Below are 22,350 nucleotides of genomic sequence, written 5' to 3'. Positions count from 1 at the left end.
CAATTCCGACTGTCGCCCTCACAAATCCAAGCCCTTTCTCAGTTCTTCAATTTCCCGGGCCAATCGTATCTCTTCTTCTTTATTTCGTTGGATTGTAATAGTAAGCGCCATTCCCTCATCAACCCCCTCCGGCAGCAGGTCCAGGGAAAATTGGAGCTCATGTTCATCGTCATTCAAAATAATATAGGCCGTATTTTCCGTAATACGATCTACACTTCCGATTAGCGTTTTCATTTCAGTGCTCCTTTGCAATGCTGTAATGGGTACCATCACTGACAATCAAAATCATTCCATCCTGATCAGTACGATAGACTTCAGCATGATTTTTTTTCAAAGTGTCGAGAGTGGGCTTATGTGGAAATTTGTATTGATTATTGGCGCCGCAGGAAATAACTGCCGCCCTCGGCTTAACCGCCTTGATAAAGGCCGGCGATGACGATGTCTTGCTGCCATGATGACCCACCTTCAGAATATCTGACTGCAGTGCCGTTCCCTGATAGTCCCTCAGTACTTGCTGTTCCGCTTCTTTTTGAGCATCTCCGGTAAACATAACGGAAATTTTTTGATATGTCATTCTGCATACGATTGAATTATTATTTGTCAGACCGCTTTCAGATACACCACTGGTATTTTCTTTGGTAAAGGGGACGCCCGGCGATAATATATTAAAATGAATATCCCCGGCAAAAGTAATCGCATCTCCCTTTTTCAAAGCTTTGTAAGGAATGTTTTTACTTTTGATATTTTTCAGATAATTTCTATACATCGCTGTATTAGCAGCCTGACCATTATCGTAAATCTGTCTGATCGTAAAATTTTTGAATAATGCCGCCATACCCCCCATGTGATCCCCATGAGGATGCGTAATTATAATGATGTCCAGTGTTTTAATATTTTTTTTCTTTAATTGACTGACCAGACCTTCCCGACTGTCCACATCGCCTGTATCAATCAGCATATTTTTTCCCTTATATTGGATAAGAGACGCATCGGCCTGTCCTACATTCAAAACAGATATGCGCAAAGCGCTGTCTGAATCATCAACAGGTGCGGTCGCATGGTCAGAAGAAAAAGGCAGATTGCCGCAGCCGGATACAAGCAAAAGCAGCCAGAGAATACCTGCCAGCATATATGCCGGAACCCGCATTTTTTTTACATTGCCTCCCATCTTCAGCGGCCGCCTATCATGGGATGCTGAAGACGTGGTACAGCCATTGCTTCGCCGAGCTGAGAAATCACTTTGGGAATGGCATCTGCCAGTTCCATCGGTGTAAAGCCGTATTGCCCCACATGATTACGGCAGTAATCACCGGCCGCTCCATGCAAATACACGCCGACGCTGGCAGCAGTGCAGATATCCGGCATCGTTTCATGTGCCGTCATAGCCGCAATCATACCGGTCAGTATATCACCCATGCCACCGCAGGCCATGCCGGAATTACCGGTCGGATTAACATAGGCATTTCCCGTTTTAGCTGAAACAATAACCGTCGGGGCCCCTTTAAGGACAAGATTGACATGCCATGCTGCGGCGAACCGTTTGGCAGCATAAATGATATCCTTCCTGATTTCTCCCAGAGAGTACCCGCTAAGACGGCTGAATTCAGCTAAGTGAGGTGTCATGATAATACGATTCCCGAAGGAACGGATAAAGTTTTGTTCGCCAGTCAGTAGATTTAAAGCATCGGCATCCAGCACAACAGGGCATTCCGTATGAGAAATCAGGTACTGGATAAATTTCTTCGTCTCTCTATTTTTTCCCATGCCAGGTCCCATCGCAAGAACTGACCAGCTGCGACATTCCGATACGATATATTCCGCATCCTTTTCTATAAAAAACGAGCCGTTCCCTATGCCGCGAACCATGATTTCCGGCTGCCTGCCAATGCAATACGGTGCCGTTTGGGACGGTACCCGAAGAAAGACCTTGCCGGCACCGCAGCGCACTGCGCCGTGCGCCGCCATCAAGGCCGCTCCGGCCATATCGCTGCAGCCTGTCACAATACCTATCGTACCGTGACTTCCCTTGTGGCTGTCCGGGCTGCGCGGTACCAGAATCTCTGAAATATCCGATTCTTGGAGCCAATAAGCCGGATCATCTTCTGATTTTTTCAACAGCGGTGCAGGCATTCCGATCAGATCAAGTTCTACATGACCTGCACAGAGCCTGCCGGGATAAAAAACCAGCCCGCGCTTCAGGGCTCCGAACGTAATGGTCATATCTGCGAAAACCGGGCCGTTTTCTTCCTCCTGACTGCCGCTGACCGCCCCCGTATCAGAATCTACGCCCGTAGGAATATCGACGGCAATGACAGTAAGGTCACTAGCGGCCGCAGCCTCATTTATAACGGCGGTCACTGAGGATATCGGTTCGCGAAGGTTACCGTGAAACCCGGTTCCCAGCATGGCATCAATCACGATTTGACTGTCCTGCAGCCGGTGTTTCAGCAGTTGCCAATCTATATTTTCATCGCCACAGCGGACTATAATACAAGTTTCTCTGTCTTCTAATTTGAAAAGGGTTTCCAAATGCTGCCGCGATTCGCTACTGTAATCCTGAAAACATCCCAATACGTACACATAAACTCGCGCACCAGCTGCCTGTATATGGCGGGCAATCACAAAACCGTCTCCACCATTATTGCCCTTACCGCAAAAAATAATAACATCCTTACCCAACCAGCCTCCTATATATTTTTCCGCTCGTTCCGCTACGGCATGACCGGCATTTTCCATCAGTATGGCCGGCGCAACGGCATATTCTCCGTACATCGCAGCATGATCCATTTGCCGCATCTGAGTGGCTGTATTTAGCTTCTGCATCACAATTCTCCTTGTTATGAGATTTCCCAAACTACCTGCGCTACCGCATAGTCTCCGTCATGACTGATCGACAGGGCCGGCATATAGCCGGACAAGGCCATTGCAGTCTGATTATAATAACCGTAAAAAACAAAAAAAGGTGCCCCCATATCTGTATGGTCTATTTCCACCTCAGTCCACTTTCCTTTTCGAAATCCTGTTCCCAATGCTTTAAAAAAAGCCTCTTTAGCCGCAAATATACCAGCTAACGATGCGTATTGTCCGCGCACACGCTGACGGCAATACATAATTTCCCGTTCCGTAAAAAAGCGGGATAATGATTTTTCATGATTCATAGACATATCTTCTATTCTGCTGATTTGAACAATATCAATACCACAGCGCATAGCCCATACCTCCAAAAAAAAATGCCGCAATCCCTCTTCGGAACTGCGGCATCATTTTATTACCATTTCTGCATTCGGATACAGACAGCCAGCCCTTCCAGCACAACACGAAATGTCACGAAGGATAGTATCATATCAGGGTACATGGCAGGTGCTACTTTATAGGAGAGCAGTACTTCTTTTTTCTGATAATCATATATTACACCATGCAGATTGGATTCAAAGGTGTATTTCGGCGCCGGGATTTTAAACTGCGGCGGCTTTTCCGCACCTAATCCATTGAGCATTCGATTAATCAGAAGTGTTTTTGGTACTTCCGGCTGCAACATTTCTTCTACAAAGCTATCCAATACAAACATGATTCACCTCAATGTTCGTCAAAGAAATGAGCATGAATCGCCTTAACGGCCACGTCAACATTTTCTTCGCCAATAAGGCAGGTAATGCTGATTTCAGACGTAGAGATAATTTCAATATTAATGCCGTTATCTCCCAAAACGCCAAACATACCTGCAGCAATTCCCGGATGACCGGCCATACCGGCACCGACAATGGATACCTTAGCCATCGTATCATCGACTAAAATATCTTCAACAGGCATTTCCGTACGGATATGCTCCAGTACTTCCCGTGCCGCCGGCAATTCTGCCCGGTCGATGGTAAAGGTAATATCCGTTACCCCTTCTTTGGCAATACGCACGCTTTGTACAATCATATCCACATCCACGTGTTTTTTCGCTAATTCGGAAAAGACTTTATATGCATATCCCGGCTTATTCGGAATACCCAATACGGTAATTTTTGCTACATTTTTATCCTGTGCTACGCCGCGAATCAAATACTGTTTGATTTTCATAGAACAAACCTCCTGTATCACTGTGCCTTCTGCCTCAGAGAATGTGGAACGAACATGAATGGGAACATTGAAACGGCTGCCCATTTCTACCGCGCGGGGCTGCATAACACCGGCTCCGAGCTTTGCCATCTCCAACATTTCACCGTATGTGATTTCCTTCATTTTCTGTGCATTCGGAACAACACGAGGATCCGAAGTGTAAACGCCGTCGACATCTGTATAGATTTCACAGACATCAGCCTGAATTGCCCCGGCAATCGCAACTGCCGTCGTATCAGAGCCGCCCCGGCCCAGCGTAGTAATATCGCCTCTGCCCGTAATTCCTTGGAAGCCGGCAACGATAACAACATTATCATCATCGAGGGCTTTCATAATACGGTCCGGCTGTAATTCTAAAATACGACCCTTATTAAACGCATCACTGGTTGTGATGCCTGCCTGCGCACCCGTAAACGATATCGCCGCCTGACCAGCTTCCTGAAAGGCCATAGCCATAAGAGCTATGGATACCTGTTCGCCTGTAGAAAGAAGCATGTCCATTTCCCGGCCATACGTTTTGGATGTAATTTGCTTTGCCAATGATACTAAATCGTCAGTCGTATCTCCCATGGCGGAAACAACCACAACTACCTTGTCCCCCGGTTGTTTCCCTTTTAAAACACGCTGTACAATAGCACGCATTTTGTCTGGCGTTGCTACAGAGCTGCCGCCAAACTTCTTAACGATCAATGCCAACTTGGATCCCTCGCTTTTGATTGTCTAAATGTGTATTCCAATGGTCTTTCCATATTGAAGCCATATAATGAATCATATCATGGTCTCATAAAAATGTAAAGGAATTAGTTGCCTTCATATGCCCGGACACGCAAGTTTAATCCCCGTTGCTGACAAATATCCCGGCATTTATCTATTTCTTCCTGATTTTCCACATGATCGACGACCGTAAGAATGACCTGCGGAACATATCGTTTGCACTGCTGCGCAAAGTCCAGCATGGCTTCATAGGATTGTATCCCAAACTGGCTGCGAGTCAGTGCGAGATACCGTTCCTTATTGGAAGCATTCAGGCTGATCGAAACTGTATCCAGTATATGCCCATCAAAATCCGGGGCCGTATCGCGGTGGTAATTGAGATCGGACAGGCCGTTGGTATTGATGCGTGTTGCTATGTCAGGATGATTTTTTTTGACATAGCGCAGTAAAGTGACCACATCATCTAATCGCATCGTCGGTTCACCGAAACCACAGAAAATAACCTCTTTGATATATTCCCACGGCGCTGCGTCAAGAGCTTTTTCAGCCTCCTCTAGGGTCGGTTCTGTTTCCAGCCAGAGCGTCATTTCCGTATTCATTTTTTTCAGGCTCCGCAGACAAAAGGTACAGGCACAGGTACAGCGATTCGTCAGATTGACATACATGCCCCGTTTTCCCTCCGGATGCCGTTTCAGACTTTCTTCCATCGTAATGTACTGCCCCTTATCTACTGTATATGTAATCATAAATGTAATCCCCCCGTTTACTTCAATGTAGTCAGAAACTCTTCAAATGCCAGTCCGCAGTTTTTAGGAAGTCCCAATTCCTCCGTATAGGCCATGGTTTTGCTGATAAATTCCGAGGCCTTTTTGACAGCCTCATACAGTGTTTCTCCCCGAACTACCGCAGCCGATACAATAGCGGCAAATATGTCCCCAGTTCCACTTCGGTCACTGCCGATTTTTGGGGTTTGCACCCATTGCGGCGCAGTTCCTGTCTCATAGATATAATTGCCAATATTCTTGCCGCGATGCAAACCCGTGAGTACAACTTTTGCCGGTCCCTTGCCCGCCAGAGCTCTTGCCATCTGCAGCAGTTCTCCATCTGCGGCCATTATATCGCTCCGATAGGGTATATCCAAAAGGCGGCAAGCTTCGGTCAGATTGGGAGTAATAACGTCAGCACAGGTCAAAAGGCGGCACATTTCACGGCACATCTCCTCCGAATAGGAGGGATACAACTGACCATCATCTCCCATGACAGGATCCATAATAACCAGCGTATGCTTTTTCTTGAATTCATGAATAAAGCTCAACACGATATCAATTTGTTTTGCTGAGCCCAAAAATCCGGTACTAATTCCGTCGAATTCCAAATTATTTTTCTTCCAATTCTCTATATATGGTTCCATTCGTACCGTATAATCGTCAATATAATAGGACGGAAAGCCTGTATGGACGGATAAAATAGCCGTCGGCAGCATACATGCCTGCACCTTCATTGCCGAGATAAGCGGCAATTCCACTGCGGCGGAACATCGCCCGTAGCCTGTGATATCGTTAATAAGCGCTATTTTTTTCTGATGTTTCATTTTATTCCTTCCTTTTCCTGACGCCTGTTGCGCTTAAATATGCAAGCACGTTGTCTATCCGGTTCTGCACAGGATCAGCGTTTAAACTTTAAGCCTTTAAGAAGCATTCCTGCACCAAAAGCTGCTGTCATATTGATCCCGCCTTCTCCAACAAGGCCGGGAACCATCGTCAGACCTGCGGCGGTACTTCCATACAACACAGCCCCCGCTGCAGTATAGGAACACACCATCCACAGAGAGGATAAAAAAAAGGCTAAAAAGGTTCTGCCGGAAAGCAGCTTCCATTGCTGTATATCCGGGCGGATGACCCAAAATACAATTTCCACCATTATATATTTAATAATGAGTGTCGGCACGATCCAAATCGGAAATCCGCCTATGAAATCTGCTGCCGCCGAGCCGACAGAAGCAGCCAACGCCGATTCACGGCGTCCGGCAAATAAAACCGTAAGATAAATAACAGCATCGCCTAAATGAGCATAGCCCAGTGGAATAGGTATGCGAGGCACAAAAGTCATAACAAAAACAAGAGCCGCAAGAACCGCGGCCGTACAGATAGCTTTGGCAGAAACGGGCTGCTGCCCGTCTAATCGACATGTATTCATATAAAATCCCCCCTGCTTACTATATGATTTTTCACATTGATACATTGGCCAATGTATATCTTGCTCATGATTAATCTGTGCTTAATTTTATTACAATAAATGCATAAAGTAAATAGGACAGATGCATGTTTTTCTGTATATCATTATTACAAATTTAAAAAGCCCGGTAAATTTCATAAAATTCTTGCGTTTTTTACATATTATATAAAAAGAACAGAGACCTCCAAAGGAAGCCTCTGTCCATTATTCCTCATCCAAGTACGTCCAGCCATCCTGCTGATGAATTTTTTTTTCTCTCATCAGATGCCCTAAAGCACGTTTAAAGGAAGCCTTACTCAAGGAAAATTTAGCCTTGATAACGGCTGGCGCCGTTTTATCCCCATAAGGCATTTTCCCTTTTCTCTGCCTTAAAAAATCAAGAATTTTCTCGCCGTCCGGAGTAATTTCATTTTCCCTCGTCTGACGCAGCGCAATATTAATGCGTCCGTCTTCCCGCAGGTAAGTGATACGCCCCTTTATCATTTGCCCAATAAGAATAGGGCCGTTAAATTCACTGCGATGAAGAAATGCAATCCATCGTTCCCTGGTCATGATATAGGCGCCCTGATCTGTCATATTATATACGGCACCTTCAACCCAGCTGCCGATCTGCGCTTCCTCCGCTGATTTGGAAGCCCGTCTCATTTCATCGGCAACCTCCATGGAAACTGCCAGTCTATGAGATTTATCTTCGTATAATTTAACCCAGATATATTCTCCCTCTTTAGGACGTCCTTTCATTTCTGCAAAAGGCATAAAAATCCCGCGCTCTGTTCCTACATCGACAAAAGCACCAAATCGAGTTGTATTAATAACGGGAGCGTAACCAATCTGCCCCAGCTTGATTTTCGGCAGGCGCATACTGGCAGTCAAGCGCCCTGACGGATCGTGATACAAAAACACCGTGACCTGATCCCCTATTTGTACCGGACTGATCTGTTGGTTTTTGTGAAGAAGTATATCATCGTTTGTATTGCCTGTTCCGCCATTGAGAAATGCTCCCAGATCACTGACACGCAGCACTTCCAATGTCACAATACTGTTTTCCTGTAATAATGGAGTCATTCTATTCACCTTCGAACGGAATCCGTTCCGCATCGCACCATAAATTTTCCAGTTCATAGTAGGCGCGGTCCTGTTCCACAAAAACATGAGCCACGACTTCACCGGCATCGACAAGAATCCATTTTCCTGTCCGATACCCTTCCACATGATATATATCATGCCCTTTTTTCTTCATTTCTTCTTCGATGCTGTCCGCCACGCTTTGCGCTTGGCGACTATTGCGGGTACTGCAAATAACAAAATAATCAGCCGACATGGAGGCTTGCTCCATATTAAGTATCGCAATATCCCAGCCTTTTTTATCATATGCGGCTTGAGCCGCTATTTCATAACTTTTCAAATCCTTTTTCTGTTTTGTATCCTTTTCTACAATTGGCATATATGTTCTCCTTTAAAAATTCTCACCACAGACTATAGATGTGCCGCCGCATCATTCTTGCTTTCCGGATCCGGCGCCGCAACAATAGCATTATTTGTATTTCCGATGACTTTCTGTACTTCTACAGGATCATAGACCCAATATGAATCGGTTCCTGCTTCATGTCTATCCATTTTTTTAGAAAGTTCACCCGGTAAAATATAAAAATTAAAATCAGAGGCCGGCACATTCCGAAAAGCAAAGGCCAGAGATGCCATATCCTTAGCTGAAATATTAGAATCAACCTGATTCCAAAAACGATATGCAAAAATCATATTCGTAAAGCCAAAGTGTGTTTGCCTGTCAGTATAAAACAGCTTAACCAGCCGTTCCTGACGCTGCGTTCTGGACAAATAGCCATCTTGATCAATATATCGCATATATCCCATTGCCTCTCTGCCATCCAGCTTTTGATATCCCTGGAAAAGATTGATATCCGTCGTGCCGCTGTGATCGGCATGATACATGTTCTGTTCTACATACATGGGCAAACCGCCGCTCATATCGATCAACTTGATAAAGGTATCTTCCGTAAATTGCGCATAAAAGGGAACCGGGATGTGAAATATATCTTCAACAACAGCTTGCAGCAAAGGTAATCCTCCTTCACTGTATACGCTTTGCAGCTCCTGAGCGCCTTTTTCCCTTCTGCCTTCAATTTTCGTGTTATCAGGAAGCATAATAAAATCTATATGTTTTTTCTCTTTATTCACGGCTGCGATGCCAATAAAATTAGCCTGCTGCGGATTTTGCTTATCTACCCCGACAATCAGGACATACAGCGGTGTATCGGGACTTATCTGACTAAAAGCCTCTGCCGAACCGTTCTGAACAGCCTTGAGCTGCCCCTGAAATTGTGCCGCCCGAGATTCTTGATAGTGTTTCCACGCTACAACAAGCAAAGTTACACCGATAAGCAGACCTACAATAGCTATTCCTATAAGCCGCAGCCTATTCTTTCTGCTGCCGGATTTTTTTGTCAGGCGCCGTCGCTGCTGACGGCGTTTCGCTGCCTTTTCCTGTTTCATTATCGTGCCTTTCTGTCCAGGTCATACAGATGTTTAATTTGCGCATTTCTGTTGACAACAGTGCCTGTAAAAATCGTTTTTCCTTGATCTAGTAAATGCCGGATCGTCGAGTCATATCCAGCCAAAACGGCTTTATCCAAGTTCTGAAAAGCAATGCAGCGCAAGGCCTCCACCCCTTCAAAGCTGCGGTTCTCTTCAATATAATCAGCAACGAAAATAATTTTTTCCAGCATTCCCATCGCTTCAGCTCCGGTCGTATGATGTGCCAACGACGCCAAAAGCTCTGGATCATCAATACCGTAAATCTCCCTGGCAACCGTAACCGCGGCATAGCCGTGCAGCAGACTGCCAGTGGCCATAACCGGCAGGGGCAGAGTATCGCCGAAAGAACGGCGCGCCAAAGTCTGCATATCATTCAGCGGCAATTGTTTGGCCGCATCATGGAGGAGCCCCGCTACTTCCGCTTTGTCCGTATCGTATCCATATATTCCAGCCAGCCTGCGGGCGGCCGCAGCAACACCAAGGACATGTGTATACCGCTGGTCAGAAAGAGTGTGCTTCAGATTGTTTCTGATTCTTTCTTTGAGTTCTGTATTGTACATTGATATACTCCATTTTTTTCAACATATTCAGTAACAGCCTTAGGCATCATATAACGCACAGAAATACCATGGCGGATACGAAAACGCAGATCTGTTGAGGAAATTTCCATCGTCGGCACGGTAAGCTTGACAATATGCTCTCCCAATTTACCAAAACGCTCTACGATTTTACCGATCGCTTCGGTGCCATCCGGGCGGGTCGCCCCAACGAATTGACAGAGCTGCAATATTTTTTCCGGCTCATGCCAATTCGGAAGATCATGGATCGTATCTGTTCCGGAAATAAAATACAACATATACGACGAGCCGTACAGCTTTTTCAAAAAACGCAGCGTATCGACAGTATATGAATTACCGCCGCGGCGTATTTCCATATCACTGACCGCAAAATACGGATTATCTGCTATAGCCAGCCGGGTCATCGTCAGCCGCTGTTGTGCTGTTGCGCCGTCAACGTTTTTATTCGGCGTAATATATGACGGAATAAATAGTACTCTGTCCAAATGGAACGTTTGCCGCGCTTCTTCTGCTATCATCAGATGGCCCAGATGAATCGGATTGAATGTCCCTCCCATGATCCCCATCCTAGTGATTTCCATTATAAAGGTATATGCCTCCCCAACTGATAGCCAGCGCTATCAGATATAACAACAAAAATACAGCGTAGTGTTTGTACTCATACCGCGTTTTCGGCGCTGCAGCATATTGACAGAGCGTCCGCATATAACCGCACAGTCTTTTCATCAGCGAATTTGCCCTTGACCGTGTATGACATATTTATATGTAACCAACGCCGTCAGCCCCATCGGTCCCCGTACATGAAGCTTTTGCGTACTGATGCCGATTTCAGCACCAAAGCCAAATTCAAAGCCATCCGTAAATCGTGTCGATGCATTAACATATACAGCTGCTGAATCAACATCCTGCAGAAACAGTTCCGCTGTTTTTTTATTATTTGTCACAATTGCTTCCGAGTGATGCGTACTGTAGCGGCGTATGTGATCCAATGCGTCCTTTAAAGAAGATACGGTTTTAACCGACATGATCAGTGCATTATATTCTGTTCCCCAATCCACTTCTGTCGCTTTTTTTATGGAATCGTCAAAAGCGCAAGCCTGATTATCACCGCGAAGTTCCACTTGCTTTTCTGTTAAAACCAGCATGAGTTTTTGTAAAAAAGGACGTATTACGTCCTGATGAACCAACAGTGTCTCCATGGCGTTACAGGTAGACGGCCTGGATACCTTAGCGTTTTCAACAATCCGGACAGCCATATCAAGATCGGCATCTTTATCCACATAAACATGACATACACCGCTTCCCGTTTCAATGCATGGAACGGTAGCCGTCGTGACAACCATGCGGATAAGCCCTGCTCCGCCCCGTGGAATCGCCATATCAATATAGTCACGAAGCGTGAGAAGTTCCTTCACCAACGCCCTGTCTGTATTTTCCAGCAAGCCTATGCCGTCTGCATTCAGCCCGGCCCGTGACAGACCTTCTTTCAGCACGCTTACCAATACCATATTGGAATGAATTGACTCACTGCCACCGCGGAGAATGCAGGCGTTGCCAGATTTGATGCACAATACGGCCGCATCGACGGTAACATTGGGACGCGATTCATAAATAATAGCAACAACTCCCAAAGGGACAGTTATCTTACGAATATGCAGTCCATTAGGCCGATTCCAGTCATCCAGACAAATACCGGTTGGATCCTCCAGTCCGACAACCTGTCGGACTCCCCGCGCCATATCCTTGATGCGAGCTTCCGTCAAACTCAGACGATCCAGCATGGCTTCACCCATGCCGCCGGCCCGAGCTCGATCTACATCTTTTTCGTTAGCAGACATAATATCACCGCGATGTACTTCCAACGCGTCAGCAATATACATCAATGCCCGGTTTTTTAATTCAGTCGGCGCTGCCGCTAATTGGCGTGCCGCTTCATGGGCAGCTCTGGCCTTGACGATAACTTCCGATTCCATAAAAGTTCTGCCTCCTTACTGCATTGCAACAAGATTATCACGATGAATAACTTCTTCAAAAAAACCATCATGTCCTAAAATATTGCTGATTTCATCAGTTTTATGCCCTTTAATGGCGTTGGCATCCACACAATTATAGTTCACAATCCCCTTGGCAATAACAATGTCGTCATATATAATATTGACAATATCGCCTTCATGAAATCGTCCTTCAACCTGAACGATTCCTACAGGGAGAAGACTGGATCCATGTTCTACAATAGCATTCCGGCAGCCCCTATCAACAACAAGATTCCCCTGCGATTTACCACCCGATAAAAGCCAGCGTTTCTTGGAATGAAGATTTGATTCCCGGGCTTTAAAGAGAGTTCCTACCTCATCTCCGCGGCATATACGCTGTAAAATACCTTCTTCGCTGCCGGAGGCAATAACCATATCGACATCCGATGATGTGGCAATAGAAGCGGCCTGTATTTTTGTAAGCATACCACCTGTTCCCATGGCAGAGCCGGCGCCGCCTGCAATCTCATAGAAATGCCGGTCAATTTCATCAACCACAGGAATAATGCGGGCATCCGCATGAGTTTGTGGATTGGCAGTATACAGTCCGTCTACATCCGATAATATAATAAGTAGATCCGCGTCAATAATACTGCTGACCATCGCAGATAACGTATCATTGTCACCGATTTTAAATTCATCAATGGCTACGACATCATTTTCATTGATAATAGGAATAATCCCCATATCCAGCATGGTAAGCAGTGTATTTCGAGAGTTCATAAATTTTTTTCGATCTTGTGCATCCATGCGCGTGAGCAGAACCTGCCCCACTGTCTGACCATATTCACGAAACATTTTTTCATAGGTATGCATAAGTATCCCTTGCCCCACGGCGGCCACGGCCTGCTTTTCACGAATAGTCTTCGGCCGAGCTGACAATCCCAGCGGACCAATGCCGGCGCTGACAGCGCCAGAGGATACCAGAACCATTTGTTTGCCCTGATTTGCCAAATCCGCAATTTCCATGACTAAACGTTCAATGCGATGATAATTCAGTTTTCCCGTTTCATGCGTCAGCATACTTGACCCTATTTTTACAACAATACGTTTTTTTTCTATCAATTCCTGCCGCGTGTCAGACATAATATCCCAACCTTATATATCAATAAACTCAAAGTGTGATTTTTCGTTTTTTTTCTTGAAAAGTATACCGTAGTGCCCAATAACCTGAATAAGTTCCGCCCCCAGCATATTAGCCAGCTCTTCCGCAGTTTCCTTGGCATCCAGATTCGCATTGTTGAGAACATGTATCTTGATAAGCTCCCGCGCGGTAATCGCCGCACGAGCACTATCAATAACCGCATTGCTCAAGCCTTCCTTACCTATTTGCACTACTGATGGCATTTGGCTGGCCATCGCCTTTAATTGTCGTTTATCTTTTCCGATCATATATATTATATCTCCTTTATAATCATCCCCACTGCTAAATTACTCTCTGCAGTGCCGGTTATTTCCTATATTCAAACTCTTTAGAATAAATGCGGACGGTATTGCCCTCCTGAATTCCCTTCTCCTGCAGCAGCTTGTCCAGTTCCATATACCGCCAAATACGCTGAAACCTCCGCAGCGATTGATCATCATCGAAATTTGTCATAGCAACAAGCCGTTCTACTCGGGGACCTGTAATAACAAAGGCACCATCATCATCCCGCTTAATTTCAAAATCGGGTTTATCAACCGCTTTATATACTACCTCTTCGTCTATTTCATCCGGTTCTTCCTCATATTCTGTCAACAGCGTCCATACTCGTTCAAGCAGCGCATCCATACCCGTACCATTGACAGCACATATGGGATACAACTCTACATCCCGCGTATCCATATACGCCTGAAGCCGTTCCAAATTATCAGAATTCCCTAGAAGATCTATCTTATTAGCCGCTACAATCTGTTTTTTATGAGATAATTTTTCATTATATTTTACGAGTTCGGCATTAATTTTTTCATAATCCTCTATAGGATCACGCCCTTCCAACCCCGATACATCAAGGACATGGACGAGGATCTTTGTTCGCTCAATATGACGCAGAAAATCATGTCCCAATCCAACACCTTCACTGGCACCGTCAATCAATCCCGGAATGTCTGCCATAACAAAACTGCGCTGATCACTCAAACCGACTACTCCCAGAATAGGATTCAGTGTCGTAAAATGGTATGCCGCGACTTCTGGCTCTGCTGCCGATACCTGCCGCAGAATACTGGATTTACCTACACTGGGATAGCCTAAAAGACCTACATCCGCTAACACCTTCAATTCCAAACGCAGCCATCGTTCTTCTCCCGGTTCTCCCAATTCGGCAAAAGTCGGCGTACGATTTGCACTGGTACGGAAATGCCAATTGCCGCGGCCACCACGGCCACCCTTAGCAATAACAGCCTGCTGTCCATCCCGACTCAAATCGGCCATAATTTTGCCGCTCGCTTCATCCTTGATAACCGTGCCGAGAGGCACCGTTATGATCAGATCCTCGGCATCTCTGCCATATTTATTACTGCCCTGTCCTTTTCCTCCCGGCTTGGCTTTAAAAAGACGGCGAAACCGAAAATCAACAAGGGTATTGACATTGCTATCTGCTTCCAAAATAACATCGCCGCCTTGTCCGCCGTCACCGCCGTTCGGACCTCCCTTAGGCACAAACTTTTCATGACGGAAACTGCTCATACCGTCGCCACCACGTCCTGATTGTACAAATATTCTTGCTCTATCTATAAACATAATCCACCTCATCCGCATACTGCAGGCCAACATCACTTTACCCATAATAAAAACCAATTTTGCCGGTTTTACAATATATTACACAATTATATAGATAAAGAGACACAGCATACATATACCATGTCTCCTGTCTATCTGTCCTGCTATACAATTAATATACATCCTGCTTTCAAAATTTTAAAGCAAAAATGTCAATCTGTAAAGTCATTTCTTATAAATTCCCTAAAACACAGCGCAAAGTTTTTAAATTATGCCTGCGCTTTCAATATTTCCAATGCTTTTTCCAGCTGATAGTCAATGGTATCATTAGGGCGAAGCGACACAACCGTATCCGGCTCAATACCTATGCCGTCAATCTGTCTTCCTTTTGTAGTCTTGTACTGGGCTACCGTCAGTTTGACAGCATTTTCACCATCAATAGTATATACTCCCTGGACAGTCCCCTTGCCATAGCTTTTAACACCTACAATAGTCCCCAATTTCATATCCTGAACGTCACCGGCTACAATTTCTGACGCACTGGCCGAATTTTCATTAATAAGAACAACCATAGGAATCAGCTGAGTCGTCCCATCAGCACGAAAGGCTTCTTCCTTGCCATTACTATCCATATATGAAACGATTGTACTTTCAGGAGGAACGAAATTACTCGCTACCAACGTTGCCTGATCCACAAGTCCGCCAGGATTATCCCGCAAGTCAAGAATCATTTTCTTCATGCCCTGCTCCTGGAGAGCCTTAAATTGTTTTGTGAATTCTTCCCCTGTATTTTCGCTAAATACAGCAACGCGTATATATCCGATATCCGTTCCTTCGATCATTTGTCCTGCAACGGTTTTTATATGAATACGGCGGCGTTGTAATTCAATCGTCTTATCTGTGCCATCCCGCCGCACGGTCAGCGTTACGGTCGTATCAACGGGTCCGCGGATTTTCTGCGATATATCTTCCAGCTTCATCCCTGCGGTCGCTGTCCCGTCAATAGCCGTAATAACATCACCGCGGCGAATATCAGCTTCGCTGGCAGGACTATCATCAATAACGCCGGCTACCAGACCGCCGTCAGCAGCGGAACCCAGGTATATGCCAATCCCGGCATAGGATCCCGTCATTTGATCTGTAAAGCTCTTCAGCGTATCACCATCTAAATACACAGAATGCTTATCCCCTAATTTAGCGACAATTCCTTCCAAAGCACCATTCAGAAGCGCCTGTTTATCTATTGATCCCGCATAATGTGTTTCTACAATATGCAAAGTACGAAACAGCTTAACAAATCCTAACGGATCGCTTGTATATTGATATGACAATCCGGCCAAAAGAATAATTGCGGTCAGTATGGCCGTTCCAATCCACAACACAGCATCCAGTATATCTTTTCTGATTTTTTTCATGCGACTATTCATAATCCCGCCTATAAGTACGACATGGGGTCTACCGGATCCCCGTTTACACGCACTTCAAAATGAACATGAGGCCCTGTAGAGTTCCCCGTAGATCCAGCATATGCAATAACCTGTCCCTGAGAAACAGATTGGCCGGCTGAAACGGCCAGCGATTCGTTATGCCCGTATAGCGTAGACAAGCCATTGCCATGATCAATAATAACGGCATAGCCGTATCCACTGATCCAGCCGGCATCTACAACGACGCCGCTGTCAGCCGCATGCACCGGCGTTCCATAGTCTACGCCGATATCAATCCCGCTGTGAAAAATAGAAGTACCAAAAATCGGATGCGTACGATACCCGAAAGGTGATGTGATAACGCCGTTTACAGGCCAGATAAACGTACCGGAGCCGCTGGTTGCTTGATAAGACGGGGCACTGCCGCCGCTATCCGCAGGTTGTGCCGCAGCCGCCGCAGCAGCGGCCGCCGCTGCTCGTTCGGCAGCACGCTGGCGCAGCATTTCCCCAATAGCCTGTGAGGACGCTTCCAACTCACGGTATGCTGCTTCAGCTGTTGCTTTATCATTTTGAGCTTTTGCCATGATTGCCTGCTGCTCACCCTTATGCTTTTCTATTTCGGCTTTTTTTGCTTCCGCATCTGATTTGAGCTGAACCTGCTTAGCCCGTTCCGTCTCTAAAAGCTGCTTCGATTCATTAATCTGATTGCGCTGCTCTTTGATAGACGTAATTAATTCCATGTCGGAAGAAATGATACGGCGCAGCAAATCCACTCGATTAGCAAAATCGCTGAAGTCCTTGGCACCGAGAACAACATCCAGATAACTTAATTGTCCATGCATATAAATGTCCCTGATACGCTTTCGGAAGACACCTTCTCGAGTCTGCAGTTTCGCCTCTTCCTGCTCAAGTTTAGCCTGGGTTTCTTTAATCTGTGCCTCTGTCTGTGCCAGCTGGTCTGAAATAGCCTTGTAATCACGAACTGCAGCATCAAGATTTTCCTGAATCACACGAAGTTTATCAAACACATTCCCAATCACAGCATCAGCATCATTTTTTTTCTGCGTCTGTTCATTCATTTGTCCCTGTACATCGGAAAGCTGATTCTGCAGATCCTCATCTTCCGCAAAAACCACAAAGGACGGACTCAAAAGAGCGGCTGTTACCCATATTGCTATGTACTTTTTCTGAGATTCAAATTTTAACATACGCCCTACACCTTCATATACCGTTTCAATGAAATCGTACTGCCAATCGCACCAATAATCATGCTGATAACCAAAAGGATTCCTCCCGTCTGATACATAAAGGGATATATACTGACCAATGGCAGAAAAGCCAGCGATTCATGAATTGCCACGGTAACAAATTCATAAAATTGAAATAACGCAAAATCAGCAATTAATCCACCAATAAAGCCAAGAAGCAGTCCTTCCAGCAAAAATGGCCAGCGAATAAACCAATTAGTGGCTCCTACGTATTTCATAATGCCTATTTCTTTACGGCGAGCAAACACGGTCAGGCGAATTGTATTCGAAATAATAAATAAAGTCGCCAACGTCAAAAAGATAATGAGTGCTATGCCACCCCAACGAATAATGGTCGTAATTTTAAACAGCTGTTCCACAATAGCCTGTCCATAATGGGAGCTTTCCACCTCCGGATAATTCGCCACTATCGCAGCAGTTTTTTTAACAGCTTCTGGATTGGTAAACGTTATTTCATAGGAACTCGGCAGAGGATTTTTCCCGCCCAATGCAGCCAATATGCCCGGCTGATCCTTCATTCTTTCTTTTAATGCATCCATAGCCTGATCTTTATTGGTAAACTGTATTTCCTTGACATCCGGCAATTCCTTCAAGCGTTTCCCGACACTCATAACTTGATCCGTCGTCAAATCATCTTTTAGATATACACTAATCTGAACCTGGCTTTCCAAATTATCTACAAAATAGTCAAGGTTAGCTACCATTGTCATAAAAATCCCTAAAATGAAAAGGGAAAGTGCCACAGTAGCAATAGAAGCAATAGACATAAAACTATTGCGCCAAAATGATTGAAGGGATTCAGAAATAAAATAGCGCATGGTTCTAATTTTCATCTCCGTATGCTCCCTTCTGTTCATCACGGACTACCTTGCCGTCAACAATTTCAATAACCCGTTTATTCATCATATCCACCATTTGCTTGTCATGTGTTACCATAAGAACGGTCGTCCCCATGTGATTGATTTTTTTAAACGTATCCATAATATCCCGTGATGTTTCCGGATCCAGATTGCCCGTCGGTTCATCAGCAATAAGCAGCAGCGGGCGATTGACAATAGCACGGGCAATGGCTACACGCTGCTGTTCCCCACCACTCAGATTCTGCGGCAGTGCATCCGCCTTACCGGCAAGTCCAACCAAATCAAGAACCGTCCGGACCCGTTCCTTTATAACACGACGCGGCGTCTCGATAACCTCCATAGCGAAAGCCACATTCTCCTCAGCCGTTTTATTAGGCAAAAGGCGAAAATCCTGAAATACGATTCCCATTTTACGGCGCAGGTACGGAACACGGCTCTTGGACAGCTTATTCACTTCTGTATCGTTGACAACTACCGAACCAGAGGACGGCAATTCTTCATGCGACAGCAGTTTGATCAGTGTCGATTTGCCGGCACCGCTGGCCCCCACGACAAAAACAAATTCACCCTTATTAATATGCAACGAAACATGATCTAAGGCAGCAGAGCCGTTATCATACATTTTCGATACATCTTTTAAATCAATCATAAGAAACCTCTTTTCAAACCATAGTCACAGGATACATTCAGATACGCGTATCCTTTTCCATATCAGACCGAAAATTCTTTTTCCCTTCCAACACACGTAAGGCCAAGCACGCATTATGCAGTGACTGGCGCCGCAGGTGATTCAGACGGGCCTTGACCTCAGGGGCAATCTGCCCGGCCTGCAGTTTTTGACTTACCGCGTCTATAAGAGCATCTGCCTGTATCGTATCTACCGTTCCGCAAACCTTTTCTCCAATAAGCTGAATAAAACTGTCTATTTTAGGATCATACGAAACTGCGGCAACTGGAACCTGCATAATCGATGCAAAAATCAACGCATGAAGGCGATTGGCAATCACGGCATCCATACATCCCATCAGGGACATGAATTCAACCGTATTATACGGTTCCCGAAGAACAATCGCTCTGGTTTTCATCCGGGATGCTATATCGGCTCCGGCCTCTACATCAGCCGGGTACTGCATAGGGATAAAGATAATATGCGCATCAAAACGCCGCTGCAGCGCATCAGCAGCCTTTGCTATTTCATCCTTATACGCCGTCATATTCTGCCAATTGCGAACCGCAATGCCAATACGCCTGCGTATGCCGTCGACACCGGCTTTTTTCAAGATATACAAGCCTGTATTGGTATCCACCGGATGCATGGCCAAAACGGCATCCGCCGTTATTTGAATATGGGGCTTTGTCACGCCGATAGCCGCCAATTCTTTTTGAGAATCGGCATCCCGAACTCCGATAACATCCACCCGCTGAAGAATGCGTTTTACGGCTTCTCTGGCTTTCCGCCCCCGTACAGGACCAATCCCCTGGGCATACAGCATAACTGGTTTGTGAAAAAATAATGCAGTCCTGATAATATATAAATAATAATAAAGACTGCGTGAGCTGGTCACATTTTGAAGCAGACTGCCACCGCCGCTTATAAGAATATCACAGCGGCAGATAGCCGCTGCGATACCTAAAAAATTCATGCGATACACCGTTTTAACATTGTGATTGGCACTCGTCATGCTGCAATTACCCGTAATGACTGTAATTTCTGCCCCCGGAATCATATCCTGCAGCGAACTGGTGATAGCAGAAAGCATGGCTTCATCACCGGCATTCGCAAATCCGTAATACCCGGAAATGACGATTTTAATCACGAGGCTTCACCCGCTTTCCAAACCAAGCGGTCATGTACTGCAATATTGCTAATCCGCAGATAAGAAGAATACCGATAATCATTCCGGTAATCCAGCCATTAATACCACGGATAAAAGACATAATAAAGGGGGTGCGTATATGAGCAAAGGTTTCAACCATAGATCCTACACCGATTGTCGCCGCAATCACCATAAAGTAATGAATAATTTGAGGCCATTTCCGATACACAGACGCCACCATAAGAAAAAAAGCAGGATGTCCTACTAAAAATTCTTTTTCTCTGGGACGGGCATACATTACATTTTCAAGGAAACGCCGCATTTCCACCTCAACCCCGGGAACAGGAACTCCTGCCGTATGACCGCTGCGTCCAACAAAAATAAATGCCGCCAGACCTAATACAGCCACTAAAACCAACGATCCCATTTTAATGGGAATATCAAGAAAATTTTTCACAAAAAAAATAAAATTCGGAGTAGAGTCAACCGTCTGTCCAAAAAAAGGAAAGCGGTACAAATAACCTATAGTTATCAGGATCAGTGGTAATATAAAAGTTATTTTCACTCCGCGGTAAAAATCAAATTCCATAAAGAACCGGATATTTCCCAGCAGAGCCGCAATAAATAAACCGCCGACCATAGCAATGGCAACCGCATAAGATAAGCCGATACTGCCATCCCGGATAACCCGTCCATATCCCACAGTTTCGTTCAGCTTCATTTTCCGCCATTTATCCACAAGAATCAGGATAGCCGCAACAGGCGCTGTCGTGGCACAGCCGACAGCCATCAGTTGCAGGAACAACGCTCCTTGGGCAATAAAGGCCCCGCCAGCCCCAAATACAACAGCCGCCGCCATAAGAATATAATTGATTTTGTCTGACAAGGGAATAAGTAAATTCAGGGTAAACAAAAAGCCGCATGCTGCCGCCGCTGCCGCAACAGCCAGCAATATCTTATTAGGATAATATACCGGCATTATAGAAGCGTTGCCGAATGAATAGCCTCGTTCCTGCAATTTTTGAGAAACTATTTTGATATACGATAAGTTTGTTTCGGTCAAATTCATCCCATGCAGCGGTTTCTTATAAAGAGGGAACAAATTCACACGGACATTACGTTCTAAATCACTGATGTAATACCGCATAGCCGCTTCTTCCGGCGTGATTTTTTCCAATTCTTCCTTAGCCATAGCATATACTCTGGCCGTACGGTAGTGAAGAAGACCCGCCAAGTCATACATACCATCTTGTGTATTATATTGAAGCTGGTCTACGGACTCAATCATATAGAATGGCATATTCCGCTGTTTCATATGATCCGCGGTGAATGTCAGCATATCCTTCCGGCTGTCGGCTGCCGCTGTATATCCCAGAACTTCTTTGCCGACAAACATGATCCCAGAGACATTTTGAATCGTATCAGCACGCTTAAAGAAGCCAGCCACCTGTTCCGGCGTGGGGTTGCTGTAATTCGTCGGACGCAGGATAACGTGAAATCCATGTGACGCAATTGTATTGGCATCAGCGGTCATGATCCCCAAATTAAGATCACCCAGCTCAGGCATGACGCCGCGCAGGCCAAGAATACGATATTGATCATTTTCAATACGTCCGACTTTATCTGACCCAAGACGATTTTTTAAATCTTGTGCCACCTCATCAAAATAGGCATCCTTCTGCCCTTTCGGTTTGCCGATAAGATAATAGTCATACGATAAGTTTGTAATATGAAACTGCGGATAATACAGTTGAAATCCCAATTTTGTAATTACCGAGAGTTCACCGCGCTGTGTCAGCTTATTCAAGGTCGTATCATAAATGGTAAAGCTCGTAATTCCGGCATCCCGGCATTTTTCAAGAGCCGTATCCAAATCATAGCCGTCATTGCGGGCCATATTGACAACGGCATCATAATCCATAGCTTGTTCAATAGCCATGCTGTTTTCTTCTATATAATAGCGTTGAACGCATAAATAAATAGAACAAACCAGTCCGACCAGAACTGCCAATATCATTACTACCTTACTGCGTGAATTTTTTTTTGCCATTATTTCCACC

Annotated in this window: 24 protein-coding genes; all 24 read right to left on the bottom strand. The window is 45.3% G+C overall.

Annotation, left to right across the window (positions count from 1 at the left end; all coding sequences use genetic code 11):
• Window positions 1-18: 18 nt before the first annotated feature.
• On the bottom strand, window positions 19-234 hold the full coding sequence (locus AB840_RS06240) for a DUF3006 domain-containing protein (protein WP_048513976.1): 216 nt from the start codon (window positions 232-234) through the stop codon (window positions 19-21).
• A gap of 1 nt (window position 235) precedes the next feature.
• Window positions 236-1,168, bottom strand: a complete 933-nt coding sequence (locus AB840_RS06235) for a ComEC/Rec2 family competence protein (protein ID WP_048513975.1) — start codon at window positions 1,166-1,168, stop codon at window positions 236-238.
• A gap of 2 nt (window positions 1,169-1,170) precedes the next feature.
• Window positions 1,171-2,823, bottom strand: a complete 1,653-nt coding sequence (locus AB840_RS06230; RefSeq protein WP_048513974.1) for a bifunctional ADP-dependent NAD(P)H-hydrate dehydratase/NAD(P)H-hydrate epimerase — start codon at window positions 2,821-2,823, stop codon at window positions 1,171-1,173.
• Window positions 2,824-2,837: 14 nt separating this feature from the next.
• Window positions 2,838-3,209, bottom strand: coding sequence for a holo-ACP synthase (acpS, locus tag AB840_RS06225; RefSeq protein WP_048513973.1), 372 nt, complete (start codon window positions 3,207-3,209; stop codon window positions 2,838-2,840).
• Window positions 3,210-3,268: 59 nt separating this feature from the next.
• A complete protein-coding gene (locus AB840_RS06220; RefSeq protein WP_048513972.1) occupies window positions 3,269-3,568 on the bottom strand; it encodes a hypothetical protein in 300 nt (99 codons plus the stop codon).
• Window positions 3,569-3,576: 8 nt separating this feature from the next.
• Window positions 3,577-4,800 carry an aspartate kinase gene (locus AB840_RS06215; RefSeq protein ID WP_048513971.1) on the bottom strand — a complete coding sequence of 408 codons (1,224 nt, stop codon included), beginning with the start codon at window positions 4,798-4,800 and terminating at the stop codon, window positions 3,577-3,579.
• A gap of 104 nt (window positions 4,801-4,904) precedes the next feature.
• Window positions 4,905-5,564, bottom strand: a complete 660-nt coding sequence (locus tag AB840_RS06210; RefSeq protein ID WP_048513970.1) for a TatD family nuclease-associated radical SAM protein — start codon at window positions 5,562-5,564, stop codon at window positions 4,905-4,907.
• 17 nt (window positions 5,565-5,581) lie between these two features.
• On the bottom strand, window positions 5,582-6,409 hold the full coding sequence (locus tag AB840_RS06205) for a pyridoxamine kinase (RefSeq protein WP_048513969.1): 828 nt from the start codon (window positions 6,407-6,409) through the stop codon (window positions 5,582-5,584).
• A 74-nt stretch (window positions 6,410-6,483) separates the two neighbouring features.
• Window positions 6,484-7,014: an ECF transporter S component gene (locus tag AB840_RS06200; RefSeq protein ID WP_048513968.1), complete on the bottom strand. Its 531-nt coding sequence runs from the start codon at window positions 7,012-7,014 to the stop codon at window positions 6,484-6,486.
• A 243-nt stretch (window positions 7,015-7,257) separates the two neighbouring features.
• Window positions 7,258-8,118, bottom strand: coding sequence for a CvfB family protein (locus AB840_RS06195; protein ID WP_048513967.1), 861 nt, complete (start codon window positions 8,116-8,118; stop codon window positions 7,258-7,260).
• Window position 8,119: 1 nt separating this feature from the next.
• Complete coding sequence (gene rsfS, locus AB840_RS06190) at window positions 8,120-8,497, bottom strand: ribosome silencing factor (RefSeq protein ID WP_048513966.1); 378 nt, start codon at window positions 8,495-8,497, stop codon at window positions 8,120-8,122.
• A gap of 32 nt (window positions 8,498-8,529) precedes the next feature.
• On the bottom strand, window positions 8,530-9,564 hold the full coding sequence (locus AB840_RS06185; protein ID WP_048513965.1) for an LCP family protein: 1,035 nt from the start codon (window positions 9,562-9,564) through the stop codon (window positions 8,530-8,532).
• Entirely contained in the window at window positions 9,564-10,166 is a 603-nt protein-coding gene (gene yqeK / locus AB840_RS06180; protein ID WP_048513964.1) for a bis(5'-nucleosyl)-tetraphosphatase (symmetrical) YqeK, read from the bottom strand. Before yqeK ends, AB840_RS06185 begins: the two co-directional genes overlap by 1 nt.
• Complete coding sequence (gene nadD, locus AB840_RS06175) at window positions 10,124-10,765, bottom strand: nicotinate-nucleotide adenylyltransferase (RefSeq protein WP_048513963.1); 642 nt, start codon at window positions 10,763-10,765, stop codon at window positions 10,124-10,126. The genes yqeK and nadD overlap by 43 nt, the downstream gene beginning before the upstream one ends.
• A gap of 144 nt (window positions 10,766-10,909) precedes the next feature.
• Window positions 10,910-12,157, bottom strand: a complete 1,248-nt coding sequence (locus tag AB840_RS06170; RefSeq protein ID WP_048513962.1) for a glutamate-5-semialdehyde dehydrogenase — start codon at window positions 12,155-12,157, stop codon at window positions 10,910-10,912.
• Between the two features lie 15 nt (window positions 12,158-12,172).
• Window positions 12,173-13,303 carry a glutamate 5-kinase gene (gene proB, locus AB840_RS06165; RefSeq protein WP_048513961.1) on the bottom strand — a complete coding sequence of 377 codons (1,131 nt, stop codon included), beginning with the start codon at window positions 13,301-13,303 and terminating at the stop codon, window positions 12,173-12,175.
• A 12-nt stretch (window positions 13,304-13,315) separates the two neighbouring features.
• Window positions 13,316-13,609: a YhbY family RNA-binding protein gene (locus AB840_RS06160; RefSeq protein ID WP_048513960.1), complete on the bottom strand. Its 294-nt coding sequence runs from the start codon at window positions 13,607-13,609 to the stop codon at window positions 13,316-13,318.
• A gap of 58 nt (window positions 13,610-13,667) precedes the next feature.
• Window positions 13,668-14,939, bottom strand: a complete 1,272-nt coding sequence (gene obgE, locus AB840_RS06155) for a GTPase ObgE (protein WP_048513959.1) — start codon at window positions 14,937-14,939, stop codon at window positions 13,668-13,670.
• Between the two features lie 248 nt (window positions 14,940-15,187).
• Entirely contained in the window at window positions 15,188-16,345 is a 1,158-nt protein-coding gene (locus AB840_RS06150) for a S41 family peptidase (protein ID WP_048513958.1), read from the bottom strand.
• An 8-nt stretch (window positions 16,346-16,353) separates the two neighbouring features.
• On the bottom strand, window positions 16,354-17,553 hold the full coding sequence (locus tag AB840_RS06145; RefSeq protein ID WP_048513957.1) for a murein hydrolase activator EnvC family protein: 1,200 nt from the start codon (window positions 17,551-17,553) through the stop codon (window positions 16,354-16,356).
• A 5-nt stretch (window positions 17,554-17,558) separates the two neighbouring features.
• Entirely contained in the window at window positions 17,559-18,446 is an 888-nt protein-coding gene (gene ftsX / locus AB840_RS06140) for a permease-like cell division protein FtsX (RefSeq protein WP_048513956.1), read from the bottom strand.
• On the bottom strand, window positions 18,436-19,122 hold the full coding sequence (ftsE, locus tag AB840_RS06135) for a cell division ATP-binding protein FtsE (RefSeq protein ID WP_048513955.1): 687 nt from the start codon (window positions 19,120-19,122) through the stop codon (window positions 18,436-18,438). Before ftsE ends, ftsX begins: the two co-directional genes overlap by 11 nt.
• Before the next feature lie 37 nt (window positions 19,123-19,159).
• Window positions 19,160-20,290 (bottom strand): polysaccharide pyruvyl transferase CsaB, encoded by a 1,131-nt coding sequence (gene csaB / locus AB840_RS06130; RefSeq protein WP_048513954.1) that lies wholly within the window; start codon window positions 20,288-20,290, stop codon window positions 19,160-19,162.
• A complete protein-coding gene (locus AB840_RS06125) occupies window positions 20,283-22,340 on the bottom strand; it encodes a DUF5693 family protein (RefSeq protein WP_048513953.1) in 2,058 nt (685 codons plus the stop codon). Before AB840_RS06125 ends, csaB begins: the two co-directional genes overlap by 8 nt.
• Window positions 22,341-22,350 lie beyond the last annotated feature (10 nt).

Source organism: Megasphaera cerevisiae DSM 20462, assembly GCF_001045675.1.
Taxonomy (GTDB): domain Bacteria; phylum Bacillota; class Negativicutes; order Veillonellales; family Megasphaeraceae; genus Megasphaera; species Megasphaera cerevisiae.
This window is presented reverse-complemented; position numbering and strand designations above follow the sequence as displayed.